At 56.2% G+C, this 14837-nt stretch carries 17 protein-coding genes; 8 read left to right on the plus strand and 9 right to left on the minus strand.

All coding sequences use genetic code 11. The features are described from left to right. The first annotated feature begins 2 nt into the window (after positions 1 to 2). Complete coding sequence (locus tag ACQQ2Q_RS16675; RefSeq protein WP_428188231.1) at positions 3 to 1145, plus strand: CobW family GTP-binding protein; 1143 nt, start codon at positions 3 to 5, stop codon at positions 1143 to 1145. Between the two features lie 18 nt (positions 1146 to 1163). Here ACQQ2Q_RS16675 and ACQQ2Q_RS16680 read toward each other — a convergent pair whose 3' ends face one another. From ACQQ2Q_RS16680 to ACQQ2Q_RS16700, 5 genes are all read right to left on the minus strand, one after another. Beyond that, positions 1164 to 1397, minus strand: coding sequence for a sulfurtransferase TusA family protein (locus ACQQ2Q_RS16680; RefSeq protein ID WP_428188321.1), 234 nt, complete (start codon positions 1395 to 1397; stop codon positions 1164 to 1166). Beyond that, entirely contained in the window at positions 1394 to 2596 is a 1203-nt protein-coding gene (locus tag ACQQ2Q_RS16685; protein WP_428188232.1) for a L,D-transpeptidase family protein, read from the minus strand. The genes ACQQ2Q_RS16680 and ACQQ2Q_RS16685 overlap by 4 nt, the downstream gene beginning before the upstream one ends. 171 nt (positions 2597 to 2767) lie before the next feature. Continuing rightward, positions 2768 to 3721: an acetyl-CoA carboxylase carboxyltransferase subunit alpha gene (locus tag ACQQ2Q_RS16690; RefSeq protein WP_428188233.1), complete on the minus strand. Its 954-nt coding sequence runs from the start codon at positions 3719 to 3721 to the stop codon at positions 2768 to 2770. A gap of 62 nt (positions 3722 to 3783) precedes the next feature. Then, positions 3784 to 4731: a site-specific tyrosine recombinase XerD gene (gene xerD, locus ACQQ2Q_RS16695; RefSeq protein WP_428188234.1), complete on the minus strand. Its 948-nt coding sequence runs from the start codon at positions 4729 to 4731 to the stop codon at positions 3784 to 3786. A gap of 9 nt (positions 4732 to 4740) precedes the next feature. Then, positions 4741 to 4893, minus strand: coding sequence for a hypothetical protein (locus ACQQ2Q_RS16700; RefSeq protein WP_428188235.1), 153 nt, complete (start codon positions 4891 to 4893; stop codon positions 4741 to 4743). 153 nt (positions 4894 to 5046) lie between these two features. Here ACQQ2Q_RS16700 and ACQQ2Q_RS16705 point away from each other — a divergent pair, with 153 nt between their 5' ends. Genes ACQQ2Q_RS16705 through ACQQ2Q_RS16715 form a run of 3 tightly spaced genes read left to right on the plus strand, consistent with a single transcriptional unit; the run spans position 5047 to position 8079 of the window. Next, positions 5047 to 5655 carry a shikimate kinase gene (locus ACQQ2Q_RS16705; RefSeq protein WP_428188236.1) on the plus strand — a complete coding sequence of 203 codons (609 nt, stop codon included), beginning with the start codon at positions 5047 to 5049 and terminating at the stop codon, positions 5653 to 5655. Further along, entirely contained in the window at positions 5648 to 6775 is a 1128-nt protein-coding gene (aroB, locus tag ACQQ2Q_RS16710; RefSeq protein ID WP_428188322.1) for a 3-dehydroquinate synthase, read from the plus strand. Before ACQQ2Q_RS16705 ends, aroB begins: the two co-directional genes overlap by 8 nt. A gap of 11 nt (positions 6776 to 6786) precedes the next feature. Further along, complete coding sequence (locus tag ACQQ2Q_RS16715; RefSeq protein WP_428188323.1) at positions 6787 to 8079, plus strand: HlyC/CorC family transporter; 1293 nt, start codon at positions 6787 to 6789, stop codon at positions 8077 to 8079. A gap of 23 nt (positions 8080 to 8102) precedes the next feature. Here ACQQ2Q_RS16715 and ACQQ2Q_RS16720 read toward each other — a convergent pair whose 3' ends face one another. Then, on the minus strand, positions 8103 to 8384 hold the full coding sequence (locus ACQQ2Q_RS16720) for a BolA family protein (RefSeq protein ID WP_428188237.1): 282 nt from the start codon (positions 8382 to 8384) through the stop codon (positions 8103 to 8105). A 93-nt stretch (positions 8385 to 8477) separates the two neighbouring features. Between ACQQ2Q_RS16720 and ACQQ2Q_RS16725 the strand changes: the two genes are divergently transcribed. From ACQQ2Q_RS16725 to cobT, 3 genes are all read left to right on the plus strand, one after another. Continuing rightward, entirely contained in the window at positions 8478 to 9107 is a 630-nt protein-coding gene (locus ACQQ2Q_RS16725; RefSeq protein ID WP_428188238.1) for a J domain-containing protein, read from the plus strand. Positions 9108 to 9173: 66 nt separating this feature from the next. Further along, positions 9174 to 10166 (plus strand): cobaltochelatase subunit CobS, encoded by a 993-nt coding sequence (gene cobS / locus ACQQ2Q_RS16730; RefSeq protein WP_428188239.1) that lies wholly within the window; start codon positions 9174 to 9176, stop codon positions 10164 to 10166. A gap of 10 nt (positions 10167 to 10176) precedes the next feature. Continuing rightward, positions 10177 to 12075: a cobaltochelatase subunit CobT gene (cobT, locus tag ACQQ2Q_RS16735; RefSeq protein ID WP_428188240.1), complete on the plus strand. Its 1899-nt coding sequence runs from the start codon at positions 10177 to 10179 to the stop codon at positions 12073 to 12075. A gap of 53 nt (positions 12076 to 12128) precedes the next feature. Here cobT and ACQQ2Q_RS16740 read toward each other — a convergent pair whose 3' ends face one another. Further along, positions 12129 to 12584, minus strand: a complete 456-nt coding sequence (locus ACQQ2Q_RS16740; RefSeq protein ID WP_428188241.1) for a hypothetical protein — start codon at positions 12582 to 12584, stop codon at positions 12129 to 12131. Between the two features lie 165 nt (positions 12585 to 12749). Here ACQQ2Q_RS16740 and ACQQ2Q_RS16745 point away from each other — a divergent pair, with 165 nt between their 5' ends. Further along, positions 12750 to 13742, plus strand: coding sequence for an esterase-like activity of phytase family protein (locus tag ACQQ2Q_RS16745; RefSeq protein ID WP_428188324.1), 993 nt, complete (start codon positions 12750 to 12752; stop codon positions 13740 to 13742). Between the two features lie 41 nt (positions 13743 to 13783). Here the strand turns inward: ACQQ2Q_RS16745 and ACQQ2Q_RS16750 are convergent, their stop codons facing one another. Together ACQQ2Q_RS16750 and rpmB are read right to left on the minus strand one after the other, a co-directional pair. Then, positions 13784 to 14422 (minus strand): VUT family protein, encoded by a 639-nt coding sequence (locus tag ACQQ2Q_RS16750; RefSeq protein WP_428188242.1) that lies wholly within the window; start codon positions 14420 to 14422, stop codon positions 13784 to 13786. 112 nt (positions 14423 to 14534) lie between these two features. Further along, positions 14535 to 14825, minus strand: coding sequence for a 50S ribosomal protein L28 (rpmB, locus tag ACQQ2Q_RS16755; protein WP_428188243.1), 291 nt, complete (start codon positions 14823 to 14825; stop codon positions 14535 to 14537). Positions 14826 to 14837 lie beyond the last annotated feature (12 nt).

A 14837-nucleotide genomic window follows, 5' to 3' on the forward strand; every position in this document is an offset into this window, starting at 1 on the left:
CCATGGCTGCACGGCGTGACCGCGTGCCTGTTTCCATCATTACCGGCTTTCTCGGCGCTGGAAAATCCACGCTGCTGAACCGTATTCTCAAAGATCCTGCGATGCGGGATGCGGCGATCATCATCAATGAATTTGGTGAGGTCGGCATCGATCATTTGCTGGTCACGGCGTCGGATGAAGCCATTATCGAGCTCTCGGACGGTTGCCTTTGTTGCACCGTGCGCGGCGCGCTTGTCGATACGCTGGCCATGCTTGCCGATGCGATGCAGACCGCTGGCTTGAAGAAGCTGACTCGTGTCGTCATCGAGACCACAGGGCTTGCCGATCCTGCACCGGTCATGCAGTCGGTCATGGGGCATCCCGTAATTGGCGAAACTTTCGAACTGGAAGGCGTGGTCACTTTGGTGGATGCCGTTAACGGGGTTTCCAATCTCGAGCGGTTTTCCGAAGCCGTCAAACAGGTGGCCGTGGCGGACCGGCTAATCCTGTCCAAAAACAGTATGAGCGACGCGGCAACCGTCGCTACACTTCGTGAACGCCTGCGCGAACTTAACCCGCATGCGCCGATTGTTGACGGCGATAGCGAGGAAGCCGGGCTCGCTTCGATTTTCGACAACGGGCTTTACGATCCGCAGACGAAGACGGCTGATGTTGCGCGCTGGCTGCGGGCAGAAACCGGCGACGCGCATAGCCACCATCATCATGATGGTCACCACCACCACCACCACCACGACCATGGGCACCACCACCATGACATTAATCGCCACGGTGAAAATATCCGATCCTTTTCGATCATACATGACCAGCCCATCGATCCGGCGGCACTTGAGATGTTCATGGATCTGCTACGCTCTGCGCATGGCGAGAAGCTATTGCGCATGAAGGCCATTGTCGGTCTGACCGACAATCCCGAACGGCCGCTGGTGCTGCATGGAGTTCAGTCGATCTTTCACCGCCCCGAACGCCTGCCTGAATGGCCTGACCCGAAGGACAAACGGACGCGGCTGGTACTAATTACCCAGAATCTGCCCGAGGATTATGTGCGGGAACTGTTCGACACGTTCGCCGGCAAGCCATCGATTGACAGGCCTGACCGGGCAGCGCTGGAGGATAATCCGCTGGCGATCCCGGGCATGAAGATGTAGCTGCGTCTATCCGGCTTGTCACGCCTTGCGGATGATGAAGCGGTGGCCATCGACGGTCTTTACGCTCTCGAGGAGGCCATGGCCGTCTTCGCGGCAGAAATGGGGAATATCGATACCTGCCAGAGGATCGGTCGTTTCGACAGCAATTGTCGTGCCGCGTGGCAGCTTCTCCAGCCGCTTTCGTGTCTTCATGACCGGGAGGGGACATTTCAGCCCCTTAAGGTCGACGACGATCAACTCCTCAGAGCTCACTGACTGGACCACAGCTTCCAGAAAGGTTTCCTGGCTGCCGGTTGTTCTGCAGCTTCAGTCTGAGGATTGGGAACTGGCACTGGCACGGTTGCCGTTGTGGTCGGGGCCACCGCAGGACTGGCTGGCGCTGATTGTGCGGTTGCTGCTGGAACAGGTGGCGTCTGCGTTGCCGCAGGTTGGTCGCTGCTCATTGCCTCAAACTCGTCGATGCTGACCAGGCGGCCAGCTTTCAGCGCTGAGCCTGTGGGTGCATAGGCGAGGTCGCTGGCTTTTGCCTTGCGCTTTGCGGCGACCAGTGCCTTGCGCTCGGCTTCGCTTGGATCGACCCATGCCTTACCCTTGTATTTGTTCAGCGCCTTTGCGTAATCGCGTTCATAGGAGACGTTGTAGGATGCAAGCGCAGATGCCAGTGCCGGTGGGGTGGACATGGGGGGACAAGCGGCGGCTGCATTCACAGTAGCATTGCCTTCGACTTGCTGGTTGAAGACATATTGCCGGCCACACACCGCCACTTCCGGCGGACGTTTGGTCACTTCGAAATTATCGTAGCCGACTTTCAGCATTTTCCAGAAGTCGTAATGCGGACTCAGCCGATGGCGGGCCATGTTTTCGGCAGTCATCCTGAACGGGAAAGCCTGGAGCTGTACCGTCTGCTGGCCACCCTTGAAAGCGTCGCGCGCGAACGCGTAGATTTCCATGATCTGGGCGTCAGTCATCGAATAGCAGCCAGACGACGAGCAGGCGCCGTGGATCATCAGGTTGCTTCCTGTGCGGCCATTGGCCTGATCGAAACGGTTTGGATAGCCGGTATTGATTGCCAGAAAATACTTTGAATTTGGGTTGAGGTGATAGGGCGTGAGCGGATAGTAGCCTTCCGGAGCCTGACGATCGCCTTCTTTCACCTTGGGTCCAAGCTTGCCCGACCATGCACAGATTTCATATTCGGCAATCTTGTCGAACCGGTTGTTGGTCTTGGCCTTCCAGATTTCCAGAACGCCTTCTTCCTTGAAGACACGGATCATGATCGGCGAATTGCGTTCCATGCCTTTGGCCTTCATGGCGGCCAGAATTTTAGATGGAAGCGGCTGTTCGACCTTGTTGCTGATCTTCGATGGATCGAAACTATCCAGCGTGTCGTTGCACCCGGCCAGGGTGGCAACGGCAAGGAACAGGACGATTGCTGTCGATTTCACATGCATTCCGCTGAACTCTTGTCGAAAAGGCTATCGGAAGATTCATGCATAGCCGGTTTGAGTCGATGGTAAACCCATGATCTTCACAACATGTTAACTATCGCTGATAAAACAGCCTTCTGCCGACACTTTTCGGCAGAAAATAGTAGCAAGATTGTGACCGCAGCCCGTGTGACCCTAGAGGTTGCGACCAATCTCGAGGAATTTCTTCCTGCGGTCTGCTCTCACGGCATCGCCGGACAACTGTCCGAGATCCTTGAGCGCATTGGCAATCACCTCTCCGGTGCGGCCGATCACACTGTCCGGATCGCGATGGGCGCCGCCGAGTGGCTCTGGGATGATGCCGTCAATCACGCCCAATGACTTTAGATCTTCTGCCGTGATCTTCATGTTGGTCGCCGCTTCCTTGGCACGGGTGGAGTCGCGCCAGAGAATGGAGGCTGCACCTTCCGGCGAGATCACCGAGTAGATTGCATGTTCCAGCATATAGACCCGGTTGCCGGTGGCAATGGCGATAGCGCCCCCAGATCCCCCTTCGCCGATGACGACTGAGATCATCGGAACCTTGAGCGAAAGACACATTTCCGTGGAGCGCGCGATTGCTTCTGCCTGGCCACGTTCTTCAGCACCGACGCCGGGATAAGCGCCCGCCGTATCAACAAGGGTGACCACGGGAAGACCGAAGCGGTCGGCCATTTCCATCACGCGAACGGCTTTGCGATAGCCTTCAGGGCGAGGGCTGCCGAAATTGTGCTTCAGGCGCGACTTGGTGTCGTTGCCCTTCTCCTGGCCGATCACGGCGACGGGCTGTCCGCGAAAACGTGCAAGACCTGCCTGGATCGCGGCGTCCTCGGAGAACTTCCGATCGCCGGCAAGCGGTGTGAACTCAGTAAAGAGTTGCTTTGAAAAGTCGACAAAATGCGGACGCTGAGGATGGCGCGCGACCTGGGTTTTCTGCCAGGCATTCAGCTTGGAATAGATATCTTCCATAGCTTCGCGGACGCGACCTTCCAAGCGCTCGATTTCCTCGGAGGTATCGATGCTTTCGTCTTCGCTTGCGATTTTCTTCAACTCGCGGATCTTGCCTTCGAGATCAGAGATTGGTTTTTCGAAGTCGAGATAATTTTGCATAAATTCCGTTTCCGATCGTTTCGCCCCCGTTATCGAGGGCCCGAGTACCGGGTTTTCCGGTCCTAATCCCCTCTTTTGACCTGTTTTGCAAGAGGGTGATGTGTTTCGACCAGCTGACGCAACCGCTCTTCCAGCACGTGAGTGTAGATTTGCGTGGTCGAAATGTCGCTGTGACCCAGCAATTCCTGAACGACACGCAGGTCCGCGCCGTTTTCCAGAAGATGACTTGCAAAGGCATGGCGCAAAACATGAGGGGAGATGGCAGAAACCCGTAAACCGGCGCGTGCGGCAAGTGCCTTCAATTCGCGGGCAAAGACCTGACGGGGCAAATAGCCTTCCTTGCTCGCGGATGGGAATAGCCAACGGTTTTCCAAAGATGTGTCGGGCGCTGTGGCTTTCAACACGTGGCCGTATGCAGCAAGCGCTCGGGTGGCCGCGCCTGAAAGCGGAACCAGCCGTTCCTTGTTGCCCTTGCCTTTGACCACAAGAAATTGCTCCTTGATGTCCAGAACCTTGGCTGGCAGCGATACAAGTTCGCTGACTCGCATTCCCGTGGCATAGAGCAATTCCATGAGCGCATGAAGCCGTAGCCTGCCCAAATTGCCACCGTCATCCTGCTTCGCCTCTTCTGCCGCAAGGTTGAGGAGCCGGTCTACATCCTCAATGCTCATGGTCTTTGGAAGAGGGCGCCCCTTCTTTGGCGCATCCAAGATTCCGGTCGGGTCGTCTGTGCGCAGCCCTTCGGCATAGAGAAACTTGTAAAACTGACGCATGGCCGACAGGCGGCGTGCTTGAGACGATGCCTGAAAGCCGCGCCTGGAGAGATCTGCCAGATAGGCGGACAGATCGCCTGATGCTGCCTGCACAAGCAGTACTTTTCGAGAGGTCAGGAAATCGTGGAGATCGGCGAGGTCTCTCTCATAAGAGGTGAGCGTGTTGCCTGCCGCGCCGCGTTCAGCGCTCATCATCTCCAGGAAGGCTTCAATACGGGCTTGGCTGAGATCGGGCAACGGTATCTCTCATTGTTCTGGCGGGTTCATGCGTTCAGCCGGCACACGAACAACGATGTCGCGCTCGTGTGGTTCAACGAAAACGACCAGCGCCAGCATGGCACCATAGATGATTGCAGCGACCGTTGCGCAAAAAAACAGGAAGCGGAGCAGTGTTGGCATCGATCCATCTTTCGGGTCTCAGTTTGTCACCTCATATCGTGATCCACATGGGAAACGACAAGTTGGGTGTGCTTTGCCCGGTTTTTGGCCGGTTGGCTTGACGTCGCGATCTTAAATATCAATACCGTTGTAAAAGAATTGCGAACGGGACCGATGACCGATCCAACTATCACTGCCGCACCCACTATTGCCGCCAAGGTGCGAACTGCCCTGGGCCGGCGCGACATTGTGTTCGTGGGGCTTATGGGGGCGGGCAAATCGGCTATTGGCCGAATGGTGGCGCAACAGCTTGGATTGCCCTTTGTCGATACCGATGCGGAAATCGAGCGGGTCTCGCGCATGACCATCAGCGAGTTGTTTGCCGCTTATGGTGAGCATGAGTTTCGAGCGCTTGAGACCCGGGTTATCAAACGTCTGCTCAAATCGGGTCCGCGTGTTATCTCGACGGGCGGTGGCGCCTTCATCAACGACAGGACGCGCAGGCAGATAGAGCGCGGCGGAATTTCGTTGTGGCTGAAGGCGGACCTCGATGTATTGTGGGAGCGCGTTAACAAGCGCGACCACAGGCCGCTGCTTAAAACCGAAAACCCAAAGCAGACGCTCGCCAATTTGATGGACCAGAGATACCCCGTCTACGCCCTTGCCGATATCACTGTTCATTCGCGTGATGTTCGAAAAGAGCTGATTGTGCGGGAGGTAATCGATCTTCTTGCTGCCTATCAAGGACTGGCTGTGTCTTCCGAAAGTGTGAATGATGACTGATATTGATACTGCCGAACGGGTCGTGCATGTACCGCTTGGCGAGCGTTCCTATGATATTTTGATCGGTTCTGGGGTTATCAAGCGCGCCGGCGGGGAAATTTCCACCCGGATCAAGGGCCGTAAGGCGGCGATTGTTACCGACGAAAATGTCGGAGCGATCTATCTTGAGGGTCTCATGGACAGTCTGGAAGCAGACGGTATCGATGCGACCTCACTGATATTGCCGCCTGGCGAGAAAACCAAGAGCTTTGACAACCTGACCCGCGTCTGCGACGTGCTTCTGGAGGCACGGATTGAGCGCAATGACACGGTGATTGCGCTTGGCGGTGGCGTGATCGGTGACCTTACGGGATTTGCCGCCGGTATCGTTCGGCGTGGTGTCAGATTCGTGCAGATCCCGACATCGCTTTTATCCCAGGTCGATTCGTCCGTCGGCGGCAAGACAGGCATTAATGCCCGTCAGGGCAAAAACCTGATCGGGGTTTTCAATCAACCTGATCTGGTGCTTGTCGATACCGATGTCCTTGAGACGCTGAGCCAACGGGAATTGCGGGCCGGATATGCGGAAGTTGCCAAATATGGCTTGATCGACAATCCGGAATTCTTTTCCTGGCTCGAGACCAATTGGCGTGACGTTTTTGCCGGCGGTGCTGCCCGGGTCGAAGCAATTGCCACAAGCTGTCAGGCCAAGGCCAATGTCGTTGCAGCAGACGAGCGGGAAAACGGACGGCGCGCGCTTCTCAATCTCGGCCACACGTTCGGCCATGCTCTCGAGGCTGCAACCGGCTATGACAGCCGGCGACTGGTGCATGGCGAAGGGGTTTCGATTGGAATGGTGCTGGCGCACCAGTTTTCCTCACGCCTCAATTTGGCGAGCCCGGATGATGCGGCGCGCGTGGAAGCCCATCTGAAGGCTGTTGGACTGCCAACACGAATGAATGATATTGAAGGCGAGCTACCGCCACCCGATATGTTGATGGAGGCAATTGCCCAAGACAAGAAGGTCAAGGGCGGCAAGCTGACATTTATCCTGACCCATGGGATCGGGCAGTCATTTGTGGCTGACGATGTTCCCGCGTCAGAAGTCTTGAGTTTCCTGGAGGAAAAACACCCGAAATGAACATAGATGCCATGACCACGATCCTGTCTGAGAACTGGCTGCTGATCCTGGCGATTTTGGGCCTTATCGGTGCTTCTGCTTTTTTCTCGGGTTCCGAAACAGCGCTGACGGCCGTCTCGCGCGCCCGCATGTATTCGATGGAAAACAACGGTGACTTGCGCGCCGGCGTGGTGAACAAACTTATCGGCAGGCAGGACCGTTTGATTGGTGCACTGCTGATTGGCAACAATCTCGTCAACATTCTGGCATCATCACTGACGACGAGCCTTTTCCTTGCGCTGTTTGGGGATTCAGGCGTTGCTATCGCGACGCTGGTTATGACAGCCCTTCTGGTCGTGTTTGCTGAAGTGTTGCCAAAGAGCTGGGCGATCTCCTCGCCAGAGCGTTTCGCTCTTTTCGTCTCGCCGTTTGTTCGAATTTTTGTTCTTGTTGTGGGGCCACTTTCCTCAGGGGTCAATCTGGTCGTGCGCCTATTGCTCGGGATGTTCGGTCTCAATCTCTCGAAAGAGACATCCATGCTGTCGGCGCAGGAAGAGTTGCGCGGGGCGGTGGATCTGCTCCATCGTGAAGGATCGGTGATCAAGGCCGACCGCGATCGTCTGGGCGGCGTTCTCGATCTTGGTGAGCTCGAAGTGTCCGATGTGATGATCCACCGTACCTCGATGCGGGGCATCAGTGCGGACGATCCCCCAGAGACGGCGGTACGCGCGGTTCTTGAAAGTCCTTATACACGCATGCCACTCTGGCGTGGTTCGATGGAAAACATCATTGGCGTGATCCATGCAAAGGATCTGCTGAGGGTGCTTGCAGAACCGGATCTGGATCCCTCGACAATTGACATCGCCAAGATTGCCCAAAAGCCCTGGTTCGTCCCAGACACGACCAATCTGAAGGATCAGTTGAACGCCTTCCTGCGCCGCAAGGTTCACTTTGCCATCGTCGTGGATGAATATGGAGAAGTGCAGGGCATTGTAACGCTTGAGGATATCCTTGAGGAAATCGTCGGGGATATCGCCGATGAGCACGACATCGATATTCAAGGCGTTCGACAGGAAGCCGACGGTTCGATCGTAGTCGACGGGACTGTTCCGATCCGAGATATCAACCGAGCGCTCGACTGGAATCTGCCGGACGAGGAGGCAACCACGATCGCTGGCCTCGTCATTCACGAATCAAAATCCATACCCGAAGAACGCCAGGCCTTCACTTTTTATGGAAAGCGCTTCATCGTTATGAAGCGCGAAAAGAACCGGATCACCAAATTGAGGATCCGTCCGATCGATGAAGTGACGAAGACTGCATAACCGGTGGCGGGGACGATACGCTTTTACCAGCGCGTAGGCTCTCCGGGGGCTGCAGCTTCAATGGCCAATGCATGGAGCCCGGCGTCGAATTCTAGCTTCAGCAGATCGGTAATGGCGCGGTGTCGCGCCACACGCGTCAATTTGGTGAAGGCCGGTGACACAATACGGACACGCATATGCGTTTCACCTTCACCGGTCATGTCTGGCTGATGCCCGGCATGATGAGAACTCTCATTGAGGACGATCAGACGTTCTGGCTCGAAGGCCGCATTCAGCTTGTCTTCGATACGCGTTTTAACGGTCATTGATTTGCCTCCGGCTAAAACGGTTCACAAAGCCGCTAGAAAACTGATTTGTCAATTCTTGTAGACACATGAGCAAAGCACCATAATTGCACAATGAAACTAGACTCGAAATATTTCGACGGCATTCGCACAAAACGTAAGGCGAAGCCCGAAGCCGCAACGGCCGCTCCGACCTGCCAATGGGACGGTTGCGAACGGCCGGGCGCTCACCGCGCTCCTGTCGGGCGCAACGCTGAAGGACAATTCTTTCTCTTCTGCTTCCAGCACGTGAAAGAATACAACAAGGGCTACAACTACTTTTCCGGCCTTTCCGATGGTGAGATCGCTCGGTATCAAAAAGAAGCGATTACAGGCCATCGCCCCACCTGGACCGTTGGTGTGAACAAGGAATCGCGCGATAGTCCGCTGCATTCAAAGGCGGATGCGCGCTTTGCTTCCTCTGCGGCCCATACGCGCATGAAGGATCCGTTCGGCTTCGTGGCGCAGAATGGTACTCCCAAGTCGCGACAGCCGCGCGCGCGCAAGCTGAAAACCCTGGAAGCAAAGGCCTTTGATACGCTGGGGCTTGGCGCAAGTTCGTCATCGACGGAGATCAAGAGCCGCTACAAGGAACTTGTAAAAAAACACCATCCGGATGCGAATGGCGGAGATCGTGGCTCTGAAGAGCGTTTTCGCGCTGTTATTCAAGCCTACCAATTGTTAAAGCAGGCTGGTTTCTGTTAATCGAAAACGCAACGGAATTACGATTGCACAGGCGGCTGGACGGCGCGCGTTCGGCATGGAGTTACGATGAGCAAAATTGAACTAGAAATTTCCAACCTCCCCGATACCACAGTATCTGTCAGGGAGGTATTCGGCATCGATTCCGACATTCGCGTTCCCGCCTATTCCCAAGGCGACGCCTATGTTCCAGATCTTGATCCGGATTACCTGTTTGACCGCGAGACAACGCTCGCCATTCTGGCCGGATTTGCCCATAACCGCCGGGTGATGGTTTCGGGTTTCCACGGAACAGGCAAGTCGACACATATCGAGCAGGTGGCTGCACGTCTCAACTGGCCATGCGTTCGCGTCAACCTCGATAGCCATGTCAGCCGTATCGATCTTGTCGGCAAGGACGCCATTGTTCTGAAGGACGGCAAGCAGATTACCGAATTCAAGGACGGCATTCTGCCCTGGGCCTATCAGCACAATGTTGCTCTCGTCTTCGACGAATACGATGCGGGTCGTCCTGACGTGATGTTCGTTATCCAGCGCGTTCTGGAATCCTCCGGTCGTCTGACGCTGCTTGACCAGAGCCGCGTCATTCGTCCGCATCCAGCCTTCCGTATTTTCTCGACTGCAAACACTGTCGGTCTGGGCGATACAACGGGCCTCTATCATGGCACCCAGCAGATTAACCAGGCACAGATGGACCGCTGGTCGATCGTGACGACGCTGAACTATCTGCCGCATCAAAATGAAGTCGATATCGTTCTTGCCAAGGTGAAGAGCTTTAAACAGAGCGATGCCGGCCGCGACACCATCAGCAAGATGGTTCGGCTTGCCGATCTGACACGTGCCGCCTTCATGAACGGCGATCTCTCCACCGTGATGAGCCCACGAACCGTCATTACCTGGGCGGAGAATGCCGAGATCTTCGGTGATGTGTCCTTCGCCTTCCGCGTGACCTTCCTCAACAAGTGCGACGAGTTGGAGCGCACGCTTGTGGCTGAACAGTATCAGCGGGTCTTTGGAACCGAACTCAAGGAAAGCGCCGCGAACATCGTGCTTGGCGCCTGAGGTATCTCTTATGGCAGGCCGTGGAGACAATTCAAACGCCAGACCGGGCGCGATCATAGATTCCGAACCGTTTCGCCGTGCGGTTACGGGCTGCGTACGCTCGGTTGCCGGAAGTGGCGAGGTGGAGGTCTCCTTCGCCAATGAGCGGCCGGGTCTGGCTGGCGACCGGGTGCGGTTGCCTGAGCTTTCCAAGCGTCCGACAGCACAGGAAGTGGCCGTCACGCGTGGTATTGGCGATTCCATGGCACTGCGACTTGCCTGTCATGATCAGTCGGTTCACGCTACCATGGCGCCGATGGGGACTGATGCACGTGCGGTATTCGATGCCGTTGAGCAGGCCCGCGTCGAGTCTCTCGGTGCAAGCCGCATGAGCGGCATGGCCACGAACATGACCGCGATGAACTCGGAAAAATACGCCAAGGCGAATTTCGCCGGCATCAGCCGTCAGGAGGATGCGCCATTGGCCGAGGCCATGGCCATGCTCGTGCGCGAAAAGCTGACGGGCGAAAAGGCGCCTGCCAGCGCGGGGCAAGTGCTGGACCTTTGGCGTCCCTTCATCGAAGAAAAGGCCTCGGCGGATTTCGCCAATCTTCGCAATTCCATGGAAGACCAGCAGGCCTTTGCCAAGGTCGTTCGCCATATGCTGAGCGCCATGGAAATGGCCGAGGATTTCGGCGATGACGCCGAAGATGCCGACGAAGACGATCTGAGCGAAGAAGATCAGCCGCGCTCGCAGGAAGAGCAGGAAAACTCCTCCGAGGAAGAAGCCGGCGATGAACAGGTTCCGGCCGAAGACAGCGAGTCTGCTCAGGAGCAGATGGATGACGGCGAAATGGACGGGGCCGAGATCTCTGACGACGATATGGTCGAAGAGGGCGACGACGAGTCTGAAACGCCGGGCGAGATGCGCCGTCCCGCAAGCCCATTCGATGATTTCAACGAGAAGGTCGACTACAAGATCTTCACCAAGGAATTTGATGAAATTATCGAGGCTGAAGAGCTGTGCGACGAGGCTGAGCTTGAACGTCTGAGGGCCTTTCTCGACAAGCAGCTTGCCCATCTTCAGGGTGCAGTCGGTCGTCTGGCTAACCGTCTTCAGCGCCGCCTTATGGCACAGCAGAACCGGTCCTGGGATTTCGATCTTGAAGAAGGCTATCTCGATACGGCACGCCTGACGCGCATGGTGATCGATCCGATGCAGCCGCTCTCGTTCAAAATGGAGCGGGATACGCAATTCAGAGATACTGTCGTTTCACTCGTGATCGACAATTCAGGCTCCATGCGGGGGCGCCCGATCACGGTTGCGGCGACCTGTGCCGATATTCTGGCGCGCACACTTGAGCGATGCGGCGTCAAAGTGGAGATCCTCGGCTTTACCACCAAAGCATGGAAGGGCGGCTCGTCACGCGAGCAGTGGCTTGCCAATGGCAAGCCGCAGACGCCCGGTCGCCTGAACGACCTGCGTCACATCATCTACAAGTCGGCTGATGCGCCGTGGCGCCGTTCGCGTCGCAATCTCGGGCTGATGATGCGCGAAGGTCTGCTGAAGGAAAATATCGATGGAGAAGCGCTGATGTGGGCCCATGGCCGATTGATCGCTCGGCGTGAGCAGCGCAAGATCCTGATGATGATTTCGGACGGCGCGCCGGTGGATGATTCCACACTCTCGGTCAATCCGGGTAATTATCTGGAGCGGCATCTTCGGGCCGCTATCGAGCAGATCGAGACAAAGTCGCCGGTGGAGCTGCTTGCGATCGGCATCGGCCACGACGTGACCCGTTATTACCGCAAGGCGGTGACGATCGTCGATGCCGATGAGTTGGCCGGTGCCATGACCGAACAGCTCGCGGCGTTGTTTGAAGACAAGCCCGAAAAGAAGGGTGGCTCTTCCATGCGTCGCGCTGGATGAACTGACATCAGCCGGTATCGGTTTGAAAGCCGATACCGTTGAGCATCTGCTCCCTAGAGCATCGCCGGCTCGGCGCGAACCTGACCGGCGACATCTTGTGATTGAGCGCCTGTTATCTGTGCCATGTTTTCCTTGATATACTCAGCGATGGCGTCTTCCATCTTGGCACGCTCGTCGGTTGGCATGGCTTCAAGCTCTTCTTCCGTCACATCATGGTCGGCCAGATACTGCGCTCTCAGGCGCTCTGCCAGCGACATCGTCAGCCATTTCAAAAGGTCATCCTCGGCACTTCCGGTTGACTCTGTATCGTCTATCTGAAGGTCGCTTGCATTCGGGTCCTGGGGGGTCTCTGAAGCGAAATAGGTGTCGGCTTTCTGTTGTGCTTTCTGGCGGGAATAACCCTCCAGCACGTCGTCGAACCAGCTATCGAAGTTCGTCGGAGTGGATTGAGCTGAGTTTTGATTGGAGCTGGGTGTTACGCCGTACAATGGCCCGGATACGCTTGTCATTGTGGAGCCTCCATCGTTCAAGTTCGCCCCATCTTATCGGATGATGCTTGCCCGTGGCTGGGTGCTTGCCGGACGGCAAACCAAGGCTTGCATTGACCGGTCTTTCCCTCATCGCATATGACGTCGGGTAGATGTAATTTCCGGGACAACTCCTTGCCTCATCAAATGCGCCGTGCGCCTGCCATTCTTCTTGCCCTTGCCGCCCTTTGCCTGTCTGTGCCTGTGTCAGCAGAGCCTATTTCGGTGGACGCGAGGCGGATAGACACGTTCAAGCCAGGACTGGACAACCAGCGCTTCGGTCGTCTTGAGTTTTTGGGAGGATTGGAGCTGAGCTCTACCGAGCCGCTGTTCGGTGCTTGGTCGTCCATTCGTTTTCTCGATGACCAAAGTCATTTTATCGGCGTTCTGGATACTGGCCATTGGCTGGAAGGCAGGATCGATCGCGGATCAGACGGCCGGCTTTCTGGGCTTTCGGAGGTGTCCCTGTCGCCGATGGCAGACCGACAAGGACGTTTCATGCAGGGCAAGTATCTGATGGATGCTGAAAGCCTAGCGCTGCGCGATGATGGCATCCTTGTCGGTTTCGAGCAGCGTCATCGGATTGATGTCTATCCTAGAGAGGGCTTTACTACTGCGCGCCCGACCTCATCATTGCCCTTACCGTTTCCAACGACCGAGCTTCGGCGAAATGGCGGTTTGGAGACTGTGGTGGTTTCGCCTCTGGACACCCCGCTTGCCGGTGCGACCATCACGATTGCAGAGCGCAGTGTCGACGGCGACGGAAATCTCTTCGCTGGCATTGTCGATGGATCGCTCCAAGGCGCGTTCCGCGTTGCTCGTCACGACAGCTACGACGTCACTGACGGCGCTTTCCTGCCCAATGGGGATCTTATGCTTCTGGAGCGTCGGTTCTCGCTGGCGACCGGTATAGGCATGCGCATACGGCTTGTTGCCGGTGACACCATCAAACCTGGCGCGATTATCGATGGGGAGGTTTTGCTGGATGCCGATTTCGGCTATCAGATCGACAACATGGAAGGGCTTGATGTGATCAAGGCCGCCGATGGTACCACGCATATCATTGTCGTTTCGGACGACAATCACTCTATCCTGCAGCGTAATCTGATGCTGGAATTCAGGTTGAACGATGAGAGATAGGATAAGAAAAAGCCGCGGACAGTGCCGCGGCTTCTTTCATCTCAGTTTGCCGGCTGCGCGGATGGCAGCGGTTTCAGCCTGTTCATCAATGCGCCATAGGGCAGGAGCATCACAAGGCCTACCAGCATCTTTACGCTGAAATCGCCGAGTGCCCACGAGATCCAGCGCGGTGCATCTGCCGAGAAGATGCCAAGGACCGGCGCCCATTCAATGGCGAAGTCATCATTGGCACCCAGCATGACGAAGGCTGGAGCAAAGGCGAGCGAGAAGAATATCACCGTATCGAGCGAGGAGCCGATGAAGGAGCTTACAAGCGGAGCCTTCCACCAAGCGAGCTGGCGGAGCCGATTAAAGACGGTGATGTCAAGAAACTGTCCGGCGAGATAGGCCGTGCCTGATGCGACTGCGATGCGCGGTATGGATGTCACGAAAGACAGGGCTACACCGATGACGAAACCAATCAGGACCACACGACGGGCCATTGATGTGCCGAACTGGCGATTGGTGAGGTCGGTCACCAGAAATGCTACCGGGTAGGTAAAGGCACCATAGGTCAGCAAGTCGCCGAGCTGAATGCCTGCCAGTTCTCCCGAAAGGGGATATTGGACGAGGACGTTTGATGCGACGACAACCGCCGTCATTATAAGGCTGTAGATCAGAATGTGCCGTTTGCTGGGCATTTTTTTATCCTGGGTGATGCCACCAGTTAGAGTGAAATTACGACAAAGCAAAAGGCTTGTCCGGATCATCTCCGTGCAAGCCTTGATGCTTTATCGTCTAGGGCGTTGAAGCTTAAGCGGCTTCAGCGGTCTTCTTGGCGATCTGGCGACGCAGCAGACGAGCGCGCATGCTCAGTTCGGTTTCCTTGGCCTTCAAGAGAAAGGCGTCAAGGCCACCACGATGCTCAACCGAGCGAAGGGCTGCAGCCGAAATGCGCAGACGGAAACGCTGACCGAGAATATCGGAGATAAGCGTTACGTCGCAAAGGTTCGGCAGAAACCTGCGGCGGGTTCTGTTATTGGCGTGGCTTACGTTATTGCCCGTCTGGACTGCCTTGCCGGTCAATTCGCAACTGCGGGACATGATGCACCTATT

The sequence above is a fragment of the Agrobacterium sp. ES01 genome (genome assembly GCF_050320885.1).
In the GTDB taxonomy this organism is placed as follows: Bacteria; Pseudomonadota; Alphaproteobacteria; order Rhizobiales; family Rhizobiaceae; genus Allorhizobium.

Excerpts from the sequence above, each read along its gene's own strand:
- ACQQ2Q_RS16685 (WP_428188232.1), bottom strand. The coding sequence starts at position 2,596 with ATGCATGTGAAATCGACAGCAATCGTCCTGTTCCTTGCCGTTGCCACC.
- ACQQ2Q_RS16740 (WP_428188241.1), bottom strand. The coding sequence starts at position 12,584 with ATGACAAGCGTATCCGGGCCATTGTACGGCGTAACACCCAGCTCCAAT.
- ACQQ2Q_RS16675 (WP_428188231.1), top strand. The coding sequence starts at position 3 with ATGGCTGCACGGCGTGACCGCGTGCCTGTTTCCATCATTACCGGCTTT.
- rpmB (WP_428188243.1), bottom strand. The coding sequence starts at position 14,825 with ATGTCCCGCAGTTGCGAATTGACCGGCAAGGCAGTCCAGACGGGCAAT.
- ACQQ2Q_RS16715 (WP_428188323.1), top strand. The coding sequence starts at position 6,787 with ATGACCACGATCCTGTCTGAGAACTGGCTGCTGATCCTGGCGATTTTG.
- ACQQ2Q_RS16705 (WP_428188236.1), top strand. The coding sequence starts at position 5,047 with ATGACCGATCCAACTATCACTGCCGCACCCACTATTGCCGCCAAGGTG.
- cobT (WP_428188240.1), top strand. The coding sequence starts at position 10,177 with ATGGCAGGCCGTGGAGACAATTCAAACGCCAGACCGGGCGCGATCATA.
- ACQQ2Q_RS16720 (WP_428188237.1), bottom strand. The coding sequence starts at position 8,384 with ATGACCGTTAAAACGCGTATCGAAGACAAGCTGAATGCGGCCTTCGAG.
- ACQQ2Q_RS16690 (WP_428188233.1), bottom strand. The coding sequence starts at position 3,721 with ATGCAAAATTATCTCGACTTCGAAAAACCAATCTCTGATCTCGAAGGC.
- aroB (WP_428188322.1), top strand. The coding sequence starts at position 5,648 with ATGACTGATATTGATACTGCCGAACGGGTCGTGCATGTACCGCTTGGC.
- ACQQ2Q_RS16745 (WP_428188324.1), top strand. The coding sequence starts at position 12,750 with ATGCGCCGTGCGCCTGCCATTCTTCTTGCCCTTGCCGCCCTTTGCCTG.
- cobS (WP_428188239.1), top strand. The coding sequence starts at position 9,174 with ATGAGCAAAATTGAACTAGAAATTTCCAACCTCCCCGATACCACAGTA.
- ACQQ2Q_RS16700 (WP_428188235.1), bottom strand. The coding sequence starts at position 4,893 with ATGCCAACACTGCTCCGCTTCCTGTTTTTTTGCGCAACGGTCGCTGCA.
- ACQQ2Q_RS16725 (WP_428188238.1), top strand. The coding sequence starts at position 8,478 with ATGAAACTAGACTCGAAATATTTCGACGGCATTCGCACAAAACGTAAG.
- ACQQ2Q_RS16750 (WP_428188242.1), bottom strand. The coding sequence starts at position 14,422 with ATGCCCAGCAAACGGCACATTCTGATCTACAGCCTTATAATGACGGCG.